Genomic DNA, 15,528 nt, shown 5'->3' with positions numbered 1-15,528 from the left:
CTCAGGCCGCTGGCCCGACCTGGTCCGGTCACGACGAGCGGCGGGACGGACCTGCCCACCCCACGGTGCAGATGCGGGGGATCACCGTCGCGTTCTCGAACGGCGTCGCGCTCGACAGGGTCGACCTCGACCTCCACTCGGGCGAGGTGCACGCTCTCCTCGGCGAGAACGGAGCGGGGAAGTCCACGCTCATCAAGGCGCTGCTCGGCGTGTACCCGATCGAAGCAGGGGAGGTCCTCGTGGACGGCGAGCCCGTGCGTCTCGGCGGTCCGGCTGACGCGCGGGCCCTCGGCATCCAGGCCGCGTTCCAGGAATCGCACCTGGTCGAGAACCTGAGCGTCGGTGAGAACGTGATGCTGGGCCACGAGGTGCACGGTCGCGTCGGCATCTCCTGGCGTGCGACGCATGAACGCGCCGCCACGATGCTGGCCGAGCTCGGACTGGCCGAGCTGGACCCGCGAGCCCTGCTGGCGGACCTCACTCCCGCCAGCCGCCAGCTCGTCTCCATCGCCCGCGCCATGGTCGACCGACCACGGGTGCTCGTGCTGGACGAGCCCACGTCGAGCCTCGATGCCGTCGACGTCGCGCAGCTCTTCGAGGTGATCCGCCGCCTCCGCGACCAGGGTGTGGCCATCCTCTTCGTCTCGCACTTCCTCGAGCAGGTGCTGGCGCTCAGCGACCGGATGACGATCCTTCGAGGCGGTGTGAAGAAGGGCGACTACCTGCCGCACGAGATCGGCCGCGCCGAACTGGTCGCGCGGATGATCGGCAAGGACATCGCCCACCTGCAACGCATCGGGTCAGAGCGCCGCGCCCATCGTGTGGATCCGGTCGGCCCGCCGCTGTACCGCGCCACCGGTGTAGGACGCCGCGGGATGTTGCGGCCGGTCGACTTCGAGCTGCACGCGGGCGAGGTGGTCGGCATCGCGGGGCTTCGCGGCTCCGGGCGAACCGAGCTCGCGCGCCTGCTGGCCGGCGCCGACCGAGCTGACGGCGGCGTGGTCACGCTCGGTGGTCGGACCGTCGTGATCGACCGCCCTGCGGACGCACTGCGGAACCGGGTGGCGTTGTCTGCCGAGGATCGAGGGGCGGAGGGCCTCATCAACGACCTCAGCGTGCGGGAGAACATCGTCCTCGCGTTGCAGGCTCTGCGTGGGTGGGCGCACCCGCTCTCCAAGGCCGAGCGCGAGGACCTCGTCGAGCGGCACATCGAGCACTTCGACATCACGCCGGTCGATCCGGCGACACCCGCCGGCGAGCTCTCGGGCGGCAACCAGCAGAAGGTGCTCCTCGCTCGCTGGCTGGCGATCCGGCCCCGCGTGCTGATCCTCGACGAGCCGACGCGCGGCGTCGACATCGGCGCCAAGGTCGACATCCAGGCGCACGTCGCGCAGCTCGCGCTCGAGGGTGTCGCCGTCGTGTTCATCTCGAGCGCGTTCGACGAGCTCGTGCGGGTGAGCGACCGGATCGTCGTCCTCAAGGACCGGGAGAAGATCGGCGAGCTCAGCAACGGGCCGGGCGTCACGGTCGACACCCTCGTCGAGCTCATCGCCGCACCGGACGACGAGAGCGACGAGGGCGACGACTTCCCGCCGGTGTGGCAGGGCGGGCCCCTCCTGCCGCCTGCAGCGCCGTCACGCCGCTGAGGCTCGCAGTCGATCCCTTCCCGACGGGCGGATGTTCTCGATCACTCTTGCACTCGCGAAACTGTTACCGGTAACATTCCCGGCACGCGGAAGCACCCGAGCCCACGCAGCACGACCGGCCCCATGGCCACGACCGGACGAAGACGTCCGGTCATCTCAAGGAGGAGATCCATGTCCACGAAGAGGCGCATCGCCACCATCGCCGCCGCAGGGGCCATTGCCCTCGGTCTCGCGGCCTGCAGTTCCGGCACCGGTTCGACGGACGGCGGTGACGACCTGGCAACGGTCGGCTTCGTCGCGGTCGGCCCCGAGGGCGCCTGGCGTCAGGCCAACGAGACGAACATCCAGGACACCTTCACGAAAGACGCCGGGTTCGATCTGAAGTACGCCCCGGCGACCAACAACGACCAGAAGTCGCAGATCGACGCGTTCACGTCGTTCGTGGACGAGGGTGTCGACGTGATCCTTCTCTCGGCCACCGAGGGCTCCGGCTGGGAGGACTCGCTCGAGCGGGCGAAGGAAGCCGAGATCCCCGTCGTCCTCATCGACCGTGGCATCGAGCCGGACGACACCTCGCTCTACGCGACCCGGATCGCGCCCGACAACATCGCCGTCAGCGAGTCCGTCGCCGAGTGGGCCAAGGGCGCGCTTCCCGAGGGTGGCAAGTACTTCACCCTCGAGGGCCCGGCGGGCGTCTCGGTCGTGAACGAACGCAACGAAGGTTGGGACGAGGTGATCGGCGCAGACAGCGCATTCACGAAGATCGGCGCGCAGACGGCCAACTGGTCGACCGAAGAGGCCAAGAGCGTCTTCGAGACGGTGCTGAAGTCGAACGGCAACGACGTCCAGATGGTCTTCGCCCAGAACGACGAGATGGGACTCGGCGCCGTGCAGGCGGTCGAGGAGGCGGGCCTCACGCCCGGCAAGGACGTGAAGATCGCCACCATCGACGGCACGAAGAGCGCCCTCGAGGCGTTGTCCGAGTCCAAGCTCAGCTTCGTCGCCGAGTACAACCCGCTGTTCGGCGACACGGCCCTCGAGGCAGTGCAGAAGCTGCTCGACGGCGACACCGTCGAGTCGTCGATCGTCGTCGAGTCGGCCACGTTCGACTCGCCCGAGGCAGCCGCCACAGCACTGCCCGACCGGAAGTTCTGACCAGCCCGCACGGCCACACCCGGCGGCGAGGCGGACGAGTCCGCCTCGCCGCCCCCGCCACCCACCCGCTGCCACGGCAGCGGGCGGGTGGGCATCGGCAGACAAGGAGTTACACGCATGCAGGCACCCGGCCCCATCGTCGAGATGCAAGCCATCACCATCGCTTTTCCCGGGGTCAAAGCCCTCGACGGGGTCGACCTCCGTCTCTACCCCGGCGAGGTCCACACGCTCATGGGCGAGAACGGCGCCGGTAAGTCGACGCTCATCAAGGCGCTCACGGGCGTCTACGCCATCGACTCCGGACGTGTCGTCGTCGACGGCGTCGAACGTCGCCTCTCGGGCACCGCGGACGCGCAGGCTGCGGGGATCTCGACGGTCTACCAAGAGGTCAACCTGTGCAGCAACCTCACCATCGGTGAGAACGTCATGCTCGGCCACGAGAAGCGCGGCCGGTTCGGCATCGACTGGAAGGGGACGCACGCCGCCGCCGCCGAGGTCCTGGCGCGGGTGGGACTCGGTCACCTGGACGCGCGCACCCCCCTCTCATCGCTCAGCCTCGCCCTCCAGCAGCTCGTCGCGATCAGCCGCGCCACGGTCGTCGAGGCGAAGGTGCTGATCCTCGACGAGCCGACCTCGAGCCTCGACGCGGACGAGGTCGAGGGTCTCTTCCGGGTCATGCGACGCCTTCGTGACGAAGGCGTCGCCATCCTCTTCGTCTCTCACTTCCTCGACCAGGTCTTCGCGATCAGCGACCGACTGACCGTGCTGCGCAACGGCAAGTTCGTGGCTGAGCACCTCACACGAGACATCGATCGTGCCGGCCTCATCTCGGAGATGATCGGCAAGGACCTCCAGAGCCTCCGCTCCCTCGACCGGGACCGGGCGAGCCGCCAGGTGGCCGAGGGCGAGCCCGTCTACCGGGCCACCGGGATCGGCCGCAAGGGCTCGCTCGACGCGACGGACGTCGACCTGCGTCGCGGCGAGGTCGTGGGCCTCGCCGGCCTCCTCGGCTCCGGCCGCACGGAACTCGCCCGTCTCCTCTACGGAGTCGATCGCCCCGACTCGGGATCCGTGACCATGGACGGCGTCCCCGTGGCGATCTCGTCCCCTGCGAAGGCCCTGAAGCACCGCATCGCCTTCTCGAGCGAGAACCGTCGCGACGAGGGGATCATCCGCGACCTGAGCGTGCGCGAGAACCTCGTGCTCGCCGTGCAGGCGAAACGGGGCTGGGCCCGCCCGCTCTCGGCCAAGGAGAAGGACCGCATGGTGACGAAATACCTCACCGAGCTCAACGTGCGACCCGCAGATCCCGATCGACCCATCAGCAACCTCTCCGGCGGCAACCAGCAGAAGGTCCTGCTCGGCCGGTGGCTGGCGACCGAGCCGGAGCTGCTGATCCTCGACGAGCCCACACGCGGCATCGACGTCGGTGCCAAGGCCGAGATCCAGGAACAGGTCGCCGCCCTCGCCGACACGGGAGTCGCCGTGGTGTTCATCTCCTCGGAGCTCGAGGAGGTCGTCCGGCTCAGCGATCGGATCGTCGTCCTGAAGGACCACCGCAAGATCGCCGAGCTCGCGGCGGGTCCGGACGTCACCGCCGAGTCCATCGTCGCCGCCATCGCCGAGGAGGGCGTCTCCGAGATCCCCCTCGAGACCATCCCCCGCACCACGCCCGAGGAGGCAACCCGATGAGTGACTCGACGACCACCGTGACCAGACGCCTGGGCGCCCACGGGCTCGGTGACCTGTTGCACCGTCCCTGGGTCTGGGGCACGGTCGCGATCGTGCTGCTGCTGGCGATCAACGTCGCGAAGGACCCCGGTTACCTCGCACTGTCCGTCAACCCGGACACGGGCAACCTCGTGGGCAACCTCGTCGACATCCTCCGGGCCGCTGCCCCCGTGCTCATGATCGCGGTGGGCATGTGCCTCGTGGTCGCCACCGGTGGCATCGACCTGAGCGTCGGCTCGATCATGGTCGTCGCCGGTGCCGTCTCGATGGAGTTCCTGAAGGCGGCCGGCTCCGACTCCCTCGGCGTCGCGCTCACCGCGATGGGCCTGGCGCTCCTCATCGCCGGGGTCCTCGGCGCGGTCAACGGCATGCTCGTCTCGGTCGTGGGGCTGCAGCCGTTCATCAGCACGCTCGTGATCATGCTCGCCGGCCGTGGCCTGGCCAAGGTCATCACGGGAGGCCAGAACACGGCCGCGGCCAACGAGCCCTTCCGCTGGGTCGCCAACGGCTACCTCGTCGGACTACCCGTCGTGTTCCTGCTGGCCGTGCTGATCACGCTCGGCGTCGCCGCCCTCGTGCGGCGCAGCGCCCTGGGACTCATGATCGAAGCGATCGGAATGGACCCGAAGGCCGCGCGCCTCGCGGGGCTGGACCGCCGAGCCCTCCTGTTCACCGCCTACATCGGGAGCGGCCTGCTCGCCGGCGTGGCCGGGATCTTCGCCACGTCCAGCGTCATGACGGTCGACGTCTCGCGCACCGGTTACCAACTCGAGCTCGACGCCATCCTCGCGGTCGTCATCGGCGGGACGTCGCTGGCCGGCGGCAAGTTCCACCTGCTCGGAGCCGCGGTCGGGGCGCTCCTCATCGCGACGCTCGACAAGACCGTCGTGTTCCTCGGCGTCTCCTCCTCGGCGACGCCCGCCTTCAAGGCGATCGTGATCGTGGCGATCGTGCTGCTGCAGTCCCGGCGCGTCCGCGCCCTGTTCACGAGGCGCCGCCGCCCGGCGCCGACCTCCGTGCCGACCGAGAAGGAGGCCGTGTCCGCATGAGCGCCACGACGATCCGCCCGCCCCTCACCCCCACGCCGACCCCCGGTCCGGGCCCCGGCAACGGTCCCCTCGAACCGCGTCGCCGCATGCGGCTCCGACTCGATTCCCTGCCGACGGTCGCCGCCCTGGTGATCCTGATCGCCATGCTTGCCTACGGAGAGATCGCCTACGGCCGCATCGTGCAGGCCGCGACCCTGTCGAACCTGCTCATCAACAACGCCCATGTGATCGTCCTGGCCGTGGGGCTCACGTTCGTGATCCTCACGGGGGGCATCGACCTCTCCGTCGGTGCGATCGTCGCGGTCAGCAGCGTCGCGGGCGTGCTGCTCGCGAACGCCGGCTGGAACCCCTGGGTCGTGATGGTGCTGATGATCCTCATCGGCACGGCATCCGGCGTCGTCTCGGGCGTGCTGATCCAGTTCTTCGACGTGCAGCCGTTCATCGCGACGCTCGCGATGATGTTCCTCGGACGGGGCCTCGCCTCCATCCTCAGCACGGTGCCCGAACGACTCGCCGACGAGTCGCCCATCCGCTCGCTCGCGACGAACATGAAGGTCGTGGACGGTCCCAAGGTGAACGACGTCGTGACGACTCCGGGCGTGCTCATGGCGCTCGTGGTGGTCGCCATCGCGTTCTTCGTGCTGCACCGCACGCGTCTGGGGCGCACCGTGTACGCGATCGGCGGGTCGGAGCAGTCGGCCGCCCTCATGGGCCTCCCGGTTCGCCGCACGAAGCTCGCCGTCTACGTGATCAGCGGATCGCTGGCAGGGCTCGCCTCGGTCATCTACACGGCCCGGCTCGGGAGTGCCCAGAACATCACCGGCATCGGGTGGGAGCTGGATTCGATCGCCGCCACGGTGATCGGTGGCACCCTCCTCACCGGCGGCGTCGGCTTCGTGCTCGGGTCCGTCGTGGGCGCGCTCGTGCTCGGCCTCATGAACGTGCTCATCACGCGAGACGGAGGCATCCCGCCCGAGGCCACCACCATCATCACCGGCGGCATCCTCCTGGTCTTCGTGCTCCTGCAGCGCGCCGTGATGGCGAGGCGGCGGACCTAGCGGCGACGTGACGCGTGCCACGGCCAGAGCCACAGTAACCGCACGATCGCTGGCGAGAGGTGATCCTCTGACGCCACCAGCCGCGTCGCGCGCCACGGGCACCACGGGGGTCGGCTCCGCACCCCGGGCGCCGAGTGGGCAGAAGATGTCCTTCCCGTCGAGATGAAGGACGTTTTCTGCCCACTCGATCGGCGCAGGGGGCGAGAGGGCAGAGTGCGGCCTCCGGGTCAGGGGGACGAGGCGAGGGCGGCGAGCTCGGTGCGGCTGCGGGCCCCGAGCTTGCGCAACAGGTTCGACACGTGGAACTTCACCGTGTTGTCGCTGATGCCGAGCACCGCCGCGATGTCGCGGTTCCGGTCGCCGGCCGCGACCCGGTGCAGCACCTCGCGTTCCCGCTCGCTCAGGGCCGCGACCAGCTCCCGCGGCTCGTTCGACGGCGGCGGGTCGAGCGGCAGGCGCACCGTCAACTCCGAGCCCCACCCCACGGTCGACGCCACCGTCAGCTCGCCCCCGACCCCGGAGACCTGCTCGGTGATCGGCCGCAGGGCGTCGTCGTGCGCCGTCAGCTCACCCGCGCCGTCGTCCCGGATCGCGATCAGCAGGTTCAGGCCGTCGCAGTCCCACTGGATGCGCACCCGACGTGCGTCACCCGCGTCGACGAAGGTGAGCACGGCGTTCCGGACGACGGCCCGGGCCACGTGCGCGACGTCGCCCGGCAGGGCCCGACCCGTCGCCGGAGGCTCGACGAACTGGACGTCCAGGTCGCCGAAGCGCACGAGCGGCCGCAGGTCGGACCGGAGGCGCGCGAAGGCCCCGACGACCGGTTCGAGGGTGGTCCCGCGGTCACGGTCGGACCCCGTCCGGAGGGCGACCAGGGCCCCCGCCGCGACGTCGATGGCCTCAGCCCGGGCCGCCCGGTCGTCGAGGCGTCGTGAGCGCAGGGCGGCCAGCACGGACTCGAGCGTCATCGCATGCCGGTCGACCAGGTCGGCGGTCGCCCGCGCGTGCTCTGACGCCAGGGTGCGGGCCAGGGTGTCGGAACCGGCCCGACCGGGGACGTCGTGCACGGTGTGGCTCATGCGCCCACCCTAGGCGTCCGCCTACCCGACGCCACCCTCCCTACCCGAACGGGTGGGTGGGACGCCCCCGTCGAGGGGCTGCTCTCACAGCATCGTCGGACCAGGATCGAAGGCAACGGGATCGACGACGTACCAGAGGCCCGATCGGGCCCCGTCGCCCCCACGAGGAGCACCACATGAAGCTGCAGTTCGCCATGGACACCCTGACCACCGACGCCGCCCTCGAGCTGGCCGCCGCCGCCGCGCCGAGCGTCGACATCATCGAGCTCGGCACTCCGCTGATCAAGGCCGAGGGCTTCCGCGCCATCACCGCGATCAAGGAGGCGCACCCCGACAAGATCGTCTTCGCCGACCTCAAGACGATGGACGCGGGCGAGCTCGAGGCGGGCGAGGCGTTCAAGGCCGGCGCCGACCTGGTGACCGTGCTCGGCGTCGCCGGTGACAGCACCATCGCCGGTGCCGTCAAGGCTGCCAAGGCCCACGGCAAGGGCATCGTCGTCGACCTCATCGGCGTCGGCGACAAGGCCGCCCGTGCCAAGGAGGTCGTCGCACTCGGCGCCGAGTTCGTCGAGATGCACGCCGGGCTCGACGAGCAGGCCGAAGAAGGCTTCACGTTCGAGAAGCTGCTCGAGGCCGGCAAGGCCTCGGGCGTGCCGTTCTCGGTCGCCGGTGGCGTCAAGGCCGCCACGGTCGGCTCTGTCCAGGACGCCGGAGCCGACGTCGCCGTCGCCGGTGCCGCGATCTACTCGGCCGACGACGTCGCCGGTGCCGCCGCCGAGATCCGCGCCGCCATCAAGTAGCAGCACCAGCACCACCCGCAGCGGCTCACGAGAGAGCGCTGACGCGCAGGAGGCGCGGTGTCGGTCGGACCGGCACCGCGCCTCCTCGTCGTCCCGCGGTCAGCGGGATGCGTCGACCAGACGGGCCGAGACCGTCACCACGACGTCGTCGCCCGTCACGCCGGAGGCGGCCAGGCGTCCCCGCAGCGCGTCGGCCGCCCGGGCCAGCGTCTCGGGCGTCGGGACGTCGAGTCCGGTCGCCACGTGGGCGGTGACGGACACCGAACCGGCCGTCCGCGAGATCTCGACGAGGCCGGTCGAGCCCGCGAGGTCGAGGCCGGCCGCGACGGCCCGCACCGCCCCCTCGACGACGGGGTGCGCGTCGAACACGTCGACCACGCCCTCGACGCCGCGCAGCACCTCGGTCAGGTCACGGGAGAGCAGGTCGTCGCTCATCGGTCGTCCTCTCTCGCCACGAAGACGTCGTCGACGAGCACGTCGACCCGGACGACGGTCAGCCCGGTGTGCCGCGTCAGCGTCTCGGTGATGCGGGTGCGCAGCTCGTCCGCGACGGCGCCGAGGTCGAGTCCGTACCGGGCCGCGGCGGTCACCCGCACGACCACGTCGGCCCCCGCCGTCGTCAGGTCGCCGTCGAAGGTTGTCGACCCGAGCACGACGCCGGACTGCTCGTCGCCCGCCCGTCGCACCAGCCCGCGCGCCGCGGCCTCGGTGACGCTCAACCGGACCGCGGGATCGGGGTGGCCGATCGGGATCACCCGGCCGCCGACGACCTCTCGACGGATCGAGTCGAGGAGGCCGTCGATCCAGGCGCCGTCCCGGTCGGGCTCGCGGCGGGCCTCGTGCTCGAGGGAGGCGCGGGACAGGTCGTGCACCCGGGCCAACGACTGCAGGTACAGGCGGCAGGCCGCCGAGCCCTCGATGGCCGGGTCGCGGGGCGTGCGTCCGGCGTCGAGGTAGTCCGCGAGGCGGTCGGCGGGGATGCCGTCCACCGTGTCGTCGTCCTCGGGCACGTCGAGGGGGGAGCGGTCGTCGGTCGTCATCGCCACGCCTCCATCTCGGTCATGAGGAACACCCGGGCCCGCGCGATCTTGCCCCGGACCGTCGAGACGGGCAGGTCGAGGGCCTCGGCGATGTCCGCGTACGAGTAGTCGGCGGTCTCACGCAACAGCCAACACCGTCGCTGGTCGAGGGGGAGCTTGTCGAGGGCCGACCACATGGCGTCGAGCTGCAACCGGGCCTCGACCACGCGTTCGGGCGTCTCGTGGCGCGGGGCCGACACCTCGAGCCGGTCGACGTCGTCGTGGTCGCGTCGCACGCGCAGACGGTCGACCGCCTTGTTGCTGACGATGCGCATCAGCCAGTTGCGCACCCGCGACGGGTCGTCGAGGTCGGCCAGGCGTCGCCAGGCCGTCATGAAGGCGTCCTGCACGACGTCGTCCGACTCGAGGTCGGAGCCCAGGAGGCGCGCGGCGTACACGCGCATCAGCGGTCCGTGTCGGCGCGCGATGACCTCGTAGGCGTGGACGTCGCCGTCGCGGGCCCGTACGGCCAGCGTCGCGTCCGCAGCGTCGAGGAGGGGGTCGTCGGTGGTGATGACGACCTCCTGCGATCGGACGGGGCGGGACGGGACGCGGGGGGACCCCGGGACGAGGACCGGATGGCCCGCGTCATGCCTCTTGACTACCACCCCGTGCCCGGATCGGGGGACGTGATGGCCGAAATGTGAGTGGTGGTGAATCGTTCCCTGAGAGCTGGCTGACCCACCATGACACCTGCCGTGCCCCATGCGTCTGAATGATGTGACCCGCTTCACGGGCACCCCGACACCGACCGGTCCCACCGGTCCAGAGCAAGGAGCAACCATGAGCAACGTGACCCCCTCCACCAGCACCGCCGCTGCCAAGACCACGCAGTCCCACGCCGCCGGCAAGAACACCATCGCCGAGGGCGTCGTCTCGAAGGTCGCCGGCATCGCGGCCCGCGAGGTGCGCGGCGTCCACGACCTGGGCAACGGTGCCGCCCGTGCCATCGGCGCGATCCGCAACGTGATCAACCAGCAGGACCGCGGCCAGGGCGTCTCGGTCGAGGTCGGCGAGAAGCAGGTCGCCGCCGACATCGTCATCGTCGCCGAGTACCCCGTCGAACTGCAGAAGGTCGCCGACGACGTGCGCAAGTCCGTCACCGACGCCATCTCGCAGGTCGTCGGCATGGAGGTCACCGAGGTGAACGTCACCATCTCCGACGTGTACATCCCCTCCGAGGACAACGACGACGACGCCGACGACAGCCGCGTCAAGTGACCGCCACGACCACCGGCATGCTGGTCGGCGCCGTCCTGGCGCTGACCGCCCTGGCCTTCGGCTTCTGGGCCTTCGTGTTCGTCGCGATCGCCATGGCGATCGGGTTCGGCGTCGGCCGTGTCGTCGAGGGCAAGCTCGACGTCCGCGGCCTCGCCGACGCACTCCGCGGGCGGCGGTCGTCGTGACCGCGGCGGTGACGGCCGACCGGGCCCTCCACGGCCGGAACAAGATCACGTCACGTGCCGTGCGTCGGGTCGTCTCGGCCGTCACCGCGGAGGCCCTCGAGGTCTCCGCGTCGAAGGTGTCGGTCGAGCTGGCCGACCACGACGGCGCTCTCAGCGTGATCGCCAAGACCCCCATCCGGGTCTCGCCCCTGGGCGTCTCCGAGCGTCGTACGGGCACCCTGCTGGACCGCCTCACGGCGGCCCAGTCCACCATCCGTGACCGCGTGCTGCAGCTGACCGGGTCGAGCATCGACAAGGTCGACCTGCAGATCACCGGTGCCGACATCCGAGAGAGGAAGCGCGTCGCATGAGCACCGCATCGCTCTACAAGCGCATCGTGCGCCGTGAGACGCACTCGTCGCGGGCCGGCATCGCCATCACCCTCGCCGTCCTGCTGATCGTCGCCCTGGCGTGGATCGGCACCGAGGCGGTCCTCGCCGCCGTCGGGACGGCTCCGCTGCTCCTGGCTCCGACCGACCTCGTCGGTTCGACCCTGGACGCCGCGAGTGCTCCGGTCGGCGTGCTGACCGCCGTCGCGGTCGTCGTCGCGCTGATCGGGCTCGTCCTGATCGTCGTGTCGCTCGCGCCGGGCCGTCGTGGCCGTCGTGGCGCGAAGGCCGAGCGCACCGTGGCCGTGGTCGACGACCGGGTCATCGCCCGCTCGCTGGCCCGCACCGCGAGCTACGCCGGCGACGTCGACCCCTCGCAGGTCAGCGTCAGCGTGGGCAAGCGCAGCGCCCTGATCGAGGTCACCCGCACCTCCGGCCGTCAGACCGACGTCCGCAGCATCGACGAGGCCGTCCGCGACGAACTGGGCGCCTACGACTTCAGCCCGGCACTGCGTCACAAGGTCAAGCTGTCCGAGAAAGGAACGGTCGGGTCATGAACAGCACCAATCGCGCTCTGAACCGCATCGTCGTCTTCGTCATCGGCCTCGTGCTCCTGCTCGCCGGCGGAGCCGTCGCCGTCGGGGCCCTCGTGCCCGACGTCCAGGAGACCGTCTCGCAGGGTGCCTCCGATGCGAGGGGCCCCGCGACCGACGCACTCGGCGACCAGCCGTGGATCCTCTGGGTCGTCGCGGCGGCCAGCCTCGTGCTGATCGTCCTGCTCGCCTGGTTCGCCCTGCGACAGGGACACGGCCAGACCGGCACGCTGCTCACCGTCGACGAGGGGTCGCGTCGCGACCAGACCACCGGCGGTCGCCTGGTCGTCGACGCGAAGGTCGCCGAACAGGTCCTCGAGGAGGCGCTGGCCGACACCCCGGGCATCGTCTCGGTGGACGTGACCGCCTTCCGCGTCAAGCGCGAGTCGGTCCTGCGCGTCACCGCCAACGCGCGTCGCGGCGTCTCGCCGACCGACATCCGCCGGAGCATCGACCAGGCCGTCGCCCACTGGGACGGCGTCCTCGGGACCGAGACGCCCGTCGTGATCCAGATCAACGGCGGTCTGCGCAGCCAGATGTCGTCCGCGACGCGGCTCGACTGACCTCCCTCGCCCCACCGCACGGACGGCCCTCGCCCTCGACCCGAGGACGGGGGCCGTCCGTCGCCCCACCCACGTTCCCCGATGAAAGGCCGGTCTCATGAGCGAGTCCACCCACCACGTCACCCCCATCGACATCGACGCCGCGGCGTCCACCCGGGCCACCTCGCCCGAAGAGGTCCTCGAGCACACGATCGGCGTCACCGTCCTCGGCGTCTCGGGCGTCCACGCCCTCGGCACCGCGTCCCAGCGGCTCGCCGGCGCCTTGCGCACGGCGATCGGCACGGGCTCCGTCCCCGGCGTCCGCGCCGGCACCACCGACGAGGGACTCGTGGTCGACATCGCCGTCGTCGCCGAGTACCCGACGAACGTCACCACGCTCGCCGACACCGTCCGGACGCAGGTCAAGCATGCCGTCGGGCAGCTCGACGGCGAGGAGGTCACGGTCAACGTCACCGTCACGGACGTGCACGGCCCGTTCGACTCGGACGAGGACGCCGCCGACAAGGTGAACGCCGCCGCGGACAAGGCGAAGCAGACCGTGTCCGACGCCGGCGACCGGGCGAAGGAGGCCGGCGAGAAGACCAAGGCCGCCGCCGGCGAGGCACGCGACCGCGCCGCGACCGCCGCGGGCGACCTGTCCGACAAGGCTCGGACGGCCGCGGGCGACCTGTCCGACAAGGCCCGCGAGCTGGGCGACAAGGCCGGCGAGGTCGCCGAGCAGGCGAAGGCCACCGCGGGCGAGGTCGGCGAGAAGGCGGCCGCCAAGGCGGACGACGTCGCCGACGATGCCCGCGACGTGGCCGACCAGGCGCGGGACGCTGCTGCCGACGCCCTCGACTCCGCGGCGGACCGTGGCGACGACGCCCGCTCGACGACCGCCGACGCCACCGACGCCGCACTGGACACGACGTCCGAGGTCGTCGCCGACGCCCGCGCGAAGGCCGCCGACGCCGTGGACGGCGTGGCCGACGCGGTGGACGAGAACCGGGCCTCGGACGGCGACGCCACCCGCGCCTCCTCGGGCGACGCCCACGACGCCGACGGTGCCGACGTCACCGTGACGGTCGACGGCGGAAGGGTCACGGTCGAGGTCGACTCCGACAGCGACGCGCAGGTCGTCGTCGACGGCGACGACGTCGCCACGACGGAGAAGTGATGTTCGGGCGGCGCGCCACGATGACGACCCGACGCCCCCGGCCGCGGGCCGTCTGGGCGGCCCTGGTGACCTCGGCGGTGCTCTGCGTGCTGATCGTCGTCGGCGTGCTGCTGCCCGTGCTCACCCTGATCGGTGCGGCGGACGGCGGCACGGCCGGCGCCCTCGACGTGCCCGTCGGCTCGATCGTCGCGGCGATCGCCATCGGTTACGTCCTGGCCCTGGTCGTGCTGCTGCTCATCGTGAAGGTGCGCAACGGTCCCCTGGCCTGGGTGCTCGGGGTGGCGGCCGTGATCTCGACGCTCGTGGTGTCGCTGTGGCCCCTCGTGGCCGTCGCGATCGCCGGCGTCGACCAGGTGCAGGACCTGATCCCGTTCATCCAGGACCTGATCACCCGCTTCTGGCCCGGCAGCTGACCCACCCCGAGGTGGACCGACCCGTCTAGGCTGAGGCGGTCGTCGGAAGGGGTCCGGCGCACCACCGGGGGACCACCATGCGCACCACCACCACGCCCGCACTCTCCACCGTCGTCGGAGCCGTCGCCGTGACCCTCCTGCTCGCGGGCTGCACCGGAGGCGGCGCCGACTCCGGTGACGCCGGTCGGTCGTCGTCCCCGGGGCAGGCGACCGCCACGGCGGACGCCGCCGACCAGCCGACCGGCGAGTTCACCCTGCCCGCCGACTGCGAGGCGGCGGGGGCCGTCCTCGGCGATCTCGTCACGGGGCGGACCCTCGTGGCGGAGACCTCGACCATCGGGTCCGACGAGGCGAACTGCACGTGGACCAGCGAGGCCGACGGGTCCCGGGTCGGCTTCATCGCCACGGTCCAGGAACTCGACCAGGCGGGCATGGACGCGGAGGTCCCCGCAGGGGGCGGCGTCGACGGGCTGTCCCTCGAGCAGGTCGAGGACGAACGGGCCGACGCCTTCGACGGGCGCGCCTTCGTCGCGACGGCCCAGGACGGGTCACCGGTCGTCGGGGGCGGGTCGATCCTGCTGACGCCCCACGGGCTCCTGAGCGTCATCGTCGCGGCTCCGGCCGGGTCGACCGCTCCGATCGATCCCGCCCGATCGCTCGATCTCGTCTTCGACTTCCTCGACTGACGCGAGGCCCCGAGGAGGCGCGGTGCCGGTCGACCGGCACCGCGCCTCCTCGGTCGTCAGGCTCCGGAGAACTCGACCGGGAGGTCTCGGCTGGTGTGCAGCACCCGGTGGACCCGCACGGCGTCCGTGTCGTCGGTGTAGAGCACCACGAACGGGAAGCGGCGGAGCGCCAGGCTCCGCAGGCCGTCGATCCCGGTCTCGACGGCGAACCGGGCCGACCCCAGGGTGGGATGCGTTGAGATGAGCGACCGCGCGTCGTCGATGGCGTCGACGAAGTCGAGCGCGGCTGCGTGCGCCCCCTCGTCGAGGTAGTGGTCGACGGCCGACTCGATGTCGTGGTCGGCGCGTCGCGAGGTCACGACGCGGCGGCTCACGCGCGGTCGGCCCCGGCGCGGTGCACGCGGTCACGGAGGCGGTCGAGGTACTGCTCGTCGAGGTCCGAGCCCGCCCCGGACGCCATGCCGTCCACCACGAGTTCGCGGAGGCGGGCGCGCGCCTGCTCACGACGGATCAGCTCGCGGATGAACTCGCTGCTCGTCCCGTAACCGCGCTCGTCGACCTGGGCCTCGACGAAGTGCTTCAGACCGTCGGGCAGCGAGACGTTCATGGTGGCCATGGACCGATCCTAGGCGCGATGGCAAGGTTTGTCATGCGTCGACCGGCACCGCGCCTCCTCGGTGTCCCCCTAATGGTGGGCATGACGTGGCGAGGGCTCTGTGGCATCGTTGCAGGGTTCGGAGACGGCA

Annotated in this window: 20 protein-coding genes; 14 read left to right on the top strand and 6 right to left on the bottom strand. The window is 71.2% G+C overall.

The features are described 5' to 3' along the window. Nucleotides 1–71: 71 nt before the first annotated feature. The 5 genes from QRN23_RS12235 to QRN23_RS12215 all read left to right on the top strand — a co-directional run bounded on the left by QRN23_RS12235 (nt 72) and on the right by QRN23_RS12215 (nt 6,639). Nucleotides 72–1,646, top strand: a complete 1,575-nt coding sequence (locus QRN23_RS12235) for a sugar ABC transporter ATP-binding protein (RefSeq protein WP_233568537.1) — start codon at nt 72–74, stop codon at nt 1,644–1,646. 171 nt (nt 1,647–1,817) lie between these two features. Beyond that, nucleotides 1,818–2,801, top strand: a complete 984-nt coding sequence (locus QRN23_RS12230) for an ABC transporter substrate-binding protein (RefSeq protein WP_267658906.1) — start codon at nt 1,818–1,820, stop codon at nt 2,799–2,801. A gap of 117 nt (nt 2,802–2,918) precedes the next feature. Continuing rightward, the gene (locus QRN23_RS12225) at nt 2,919–4,493 is read left to right on the top strand and encodes a sugar ABC transporter ATP-binding protein (RefSeq protein WP_285063666.1); all 1,575 of its coding nucleotides are present in this window, start codon (nt 2,919–2,921) and stop codon (nt 4,491–4,493) included. Continuing rightward, entirely contained in the window at nt 4,490–5,581 is a 1,092-nt protein-coding gene (locus QRN23_RS12220; RefSeq protein ID WP_285063665.1) for an ABC transporter permease, read from the top strand. Before QRN23_RS12225 ends, QRN23_RS12220 begins: the two co-directional genes overlap by 4 nt. After that, nucleotides 5,578–6,639 (top strand): ABC transporter permease, encoded by a 1,062-nt coding sequence (locus QRN23_RS12215; RefSeq protein ID WP_285063664.1) that lies wholly within the window; start codon nt 5,578–5,580, stop codon nt 6,637–6,639. Before QRN23_RS12220 ends, QRN23_RS12215 begins: the two co-directional genes overlap by 4 nt. 227 nt (nt 6,640–6,866) lie before the next feature. Here QRN23_RS12215 and QRN23_RS12210 read toward each other — a convergent pair whose 3' ends face one another. Continuing rightward, nucleotides 6,867–7,718 carry a helix-turn-helix transcriptional regulator gene (locus tag QRN23_RS12210; RefSeq protein ID WP_233568536.1) on the bottom strand — a complete coding sequence of 284 codons (852 nt, stop codon included), beginning with the start codon at nt 7,716–7,718 and terminating at the stop codon, nt 6,867–6,869. 176 nt (nt 7,719–7,894) lie between these two features. Here QRN23_RS12210 and hxlA point away from each other — a divergent pair, with 176 nt between their 5' ends. Continuing rightward, nucleotides 7,895–8,518: a 3-hexulose-6-phosphate synthase gene (gene hxlA, locus QRN23_RS12205; protein ID WP_043597635.1), complete on the top strand. Its 624-nt coding sequence runs from the start codon at nt 7,895–7,897 to the stop codon at nt 8,516–8,518. Between the two features lie 99 nt (nt 8,519–8,617). On the opposite strand, the gene QRN23_RS12200 is transcribed toward hxlA, so the two are convergent. From QRN23_RS12200 to QRN23_RS12190, 3 genes are read right to left on the bottom strand one after another with little or no spacing between them, the layout of a single operon-like run. Then, nucleotides 8,618–8,953 carry a hypothetical protein gene (locus tag QRN23_RS12200; RefSeq protein ID WP_285063663.1) on the bottom strand — a complete coding sequence of 112 codons (336 nt, stop codon included), beginning with the start codon at nt 8,951–8,953 and terminating at the stop codon, nt 8,618–8,620. Then, nucleotides 8,950–9,558: an Asp23/Gls24 family envelope stress response protein gene (locus tag QRN23_RS12195; protein WP_159825708.1), complete on the bottom strand. Its 609-nt coding sequence runs from the start codon at nt 9,556–9,558 to the stop codon at nt 8,950–8,952. The genes QRN23_RS12200 and QRN23_RS12195 overlap by 4 nt, the downstream gene beginning before the upstream one ends. Then, entirely contained in the window at nt 9,555–10,205 is a 651-nt protein-coding gene (locus QRN23_RS12190) for an RNA polymerase sigma factor (protein WP_350224703.1), read from the bottom strand. Before QRN23_RS12190 ends, QRN23_RS12195 begins: the two co-directional genes overlap by 4 nt. 175 nt (nt 10,206–10,380) lie before the next feature. Here QRN23_RS12190 and QRN23_RS12185 point away from each other — a divergent pair, with 175 nt between their 5' ends. The 8 genes from QRN23_RS12185 to QRN23_RS12150 all read left to right on the top strand — a co-directional run bounded on the left by QRN23_RS12185 (nt 10,381) and on the right by QRN23_RS12150 (nt 14,782). Beyond that, on the top strand, nt 10,381–10,818 hold the full coding sequence (locus QRN23_RS12185) for an Asp23/Gls24 family envelope stress response protein (RefSeq protein ID WP_277959062.1): 438 nt from the start codon (nt 10,381–10,383) through the stop codon (nt 10,816–10,818). Next, on the top strand, nt 10,815–11,003 hold the full coding sequence (locus QRN23_RS12180) for a DUF2273 domain-containing protein (protein WP_043597628.1): 189 nt from the start codon (nt 10,815–10,817) through the stop codon (nt 11,001–11,003). The genes QRN23_RS12185 and QRN23_RS12180 overlap by 4 nt, the downstream gene beginning before the upstream one ends. Then, a complete protein-coding gene (locus QRN23_RS12175) occupies nt 11,000–11,353 on the top strand; it encodes a hypothetical protein (protein ID WP_285063662.1) in 354 nt (117 codons plus the stop codon). The genes QRN23_RS12180 and QRN23_RS12175 overlap by 4 nt, the downstream gene beginning before the upstream one ends. Next, entirely contained in the window at nt 11,350–11,928 is a 579-nt protein-coding gene (locus QRN23_RS12170; protein WP_056047190.1) for an Asp23/Gls24 family envelope stress response protein, read from the top strand. The genes QRN23_RS12175 and QRN23_RS12170 overlap by 4 nt, the downstream gene beginning before the upstream one ends. Next, complete coding sequence (locus tag QRN23_RS12165) at nt 11,925–12,527, top strand: Asp23/Gls24 family envelope stress response protein (protein ID WP_123571923.1); 603 nt, start codon at nt 11,925–11,927, stop codon at nt 12,525–12,527. Before QRN23_RS12170 ends, QRN23_RS12165 begins: the two co-directional genes overlap by 4 nt. 97 nt (nt 12,528–12,624) lie before the next feature. After that, nucleotides 12,625–13,683 (top strand): Asp23/Gls24 family envelope stress response protein, encoded by a 1,059-nt coding sequence (locus QRN23_RS12160; protein ID WP_285063661.1) that lies wholly within the window; start codon nt 12,625–12,627, stop codon nt 13,681–13,683. A 20-nt stretch (nt 13,684–13,703) separates the two neighbouring features. Further along, entirely contained in the window at nt 13,704–14,096 is a 393-nt protein-coding gene (locus tag QRN23_RS12155; RefSeq protein ID WP_285063660.1) for a hypothetical protein, read from the top strand. Nucleotides 14,097–14,173: 77 nt separating this feature from the next. Next, a complete protein-coding gene (locus QRN23_RS12150) occupies nt 14,174–14,782 on the top strand; it encodes a hypothetical protein (protein WP_277959059.1) in 609 nt (202 codons plus the stop codon). Nucleotides 14,783–14,838: 56 nt separating this feature from the next. Here QRN23_RS12150 and QRN23_RS12145 read toward each other — a convergent pair whose 3' ends face one another. Next, entirely contained in the window at nt 14,839–15,141 is a 303-nt protein-coding gene (locus QRN23_RS12145) for a type II toxin-antitoxin system RelE/ParE family toxin (protein ID WP_285063659.1), read from the bottom strand. An 11-nt stretch (nt 15,142–15,152) separates the two neighbouring features. Further along, the gene (locus QRN23_RS12140; protein WP_056047170.1) at nt 15,153–15,398 is read right to left on the bottom strand and encodes a ribbon-helix-helix domain-containing protein; all 246 of its coding nucleotides are present in this window, start codon (nt 15,396–15,398) and stop codon (nt 15,153–15,155) included. Nucleotides 15,399–15,528 lie beyond the last annotated feature (130 nt).

The sequence above is a fragment of the Frigoribacterium sp. ME-P-080 genome (assembly GCF_030209595.1).
Classification (GTDB): Bacteria; Actinomycetota; Actinomycetes; order Actinomycetales; family Microbacteriaceae; genus Frigoribacterium.
Note: the sequence above shows the minus strand (reverse complement) of the source record. Positions and strands in the feature narration are given on the sequence as shown.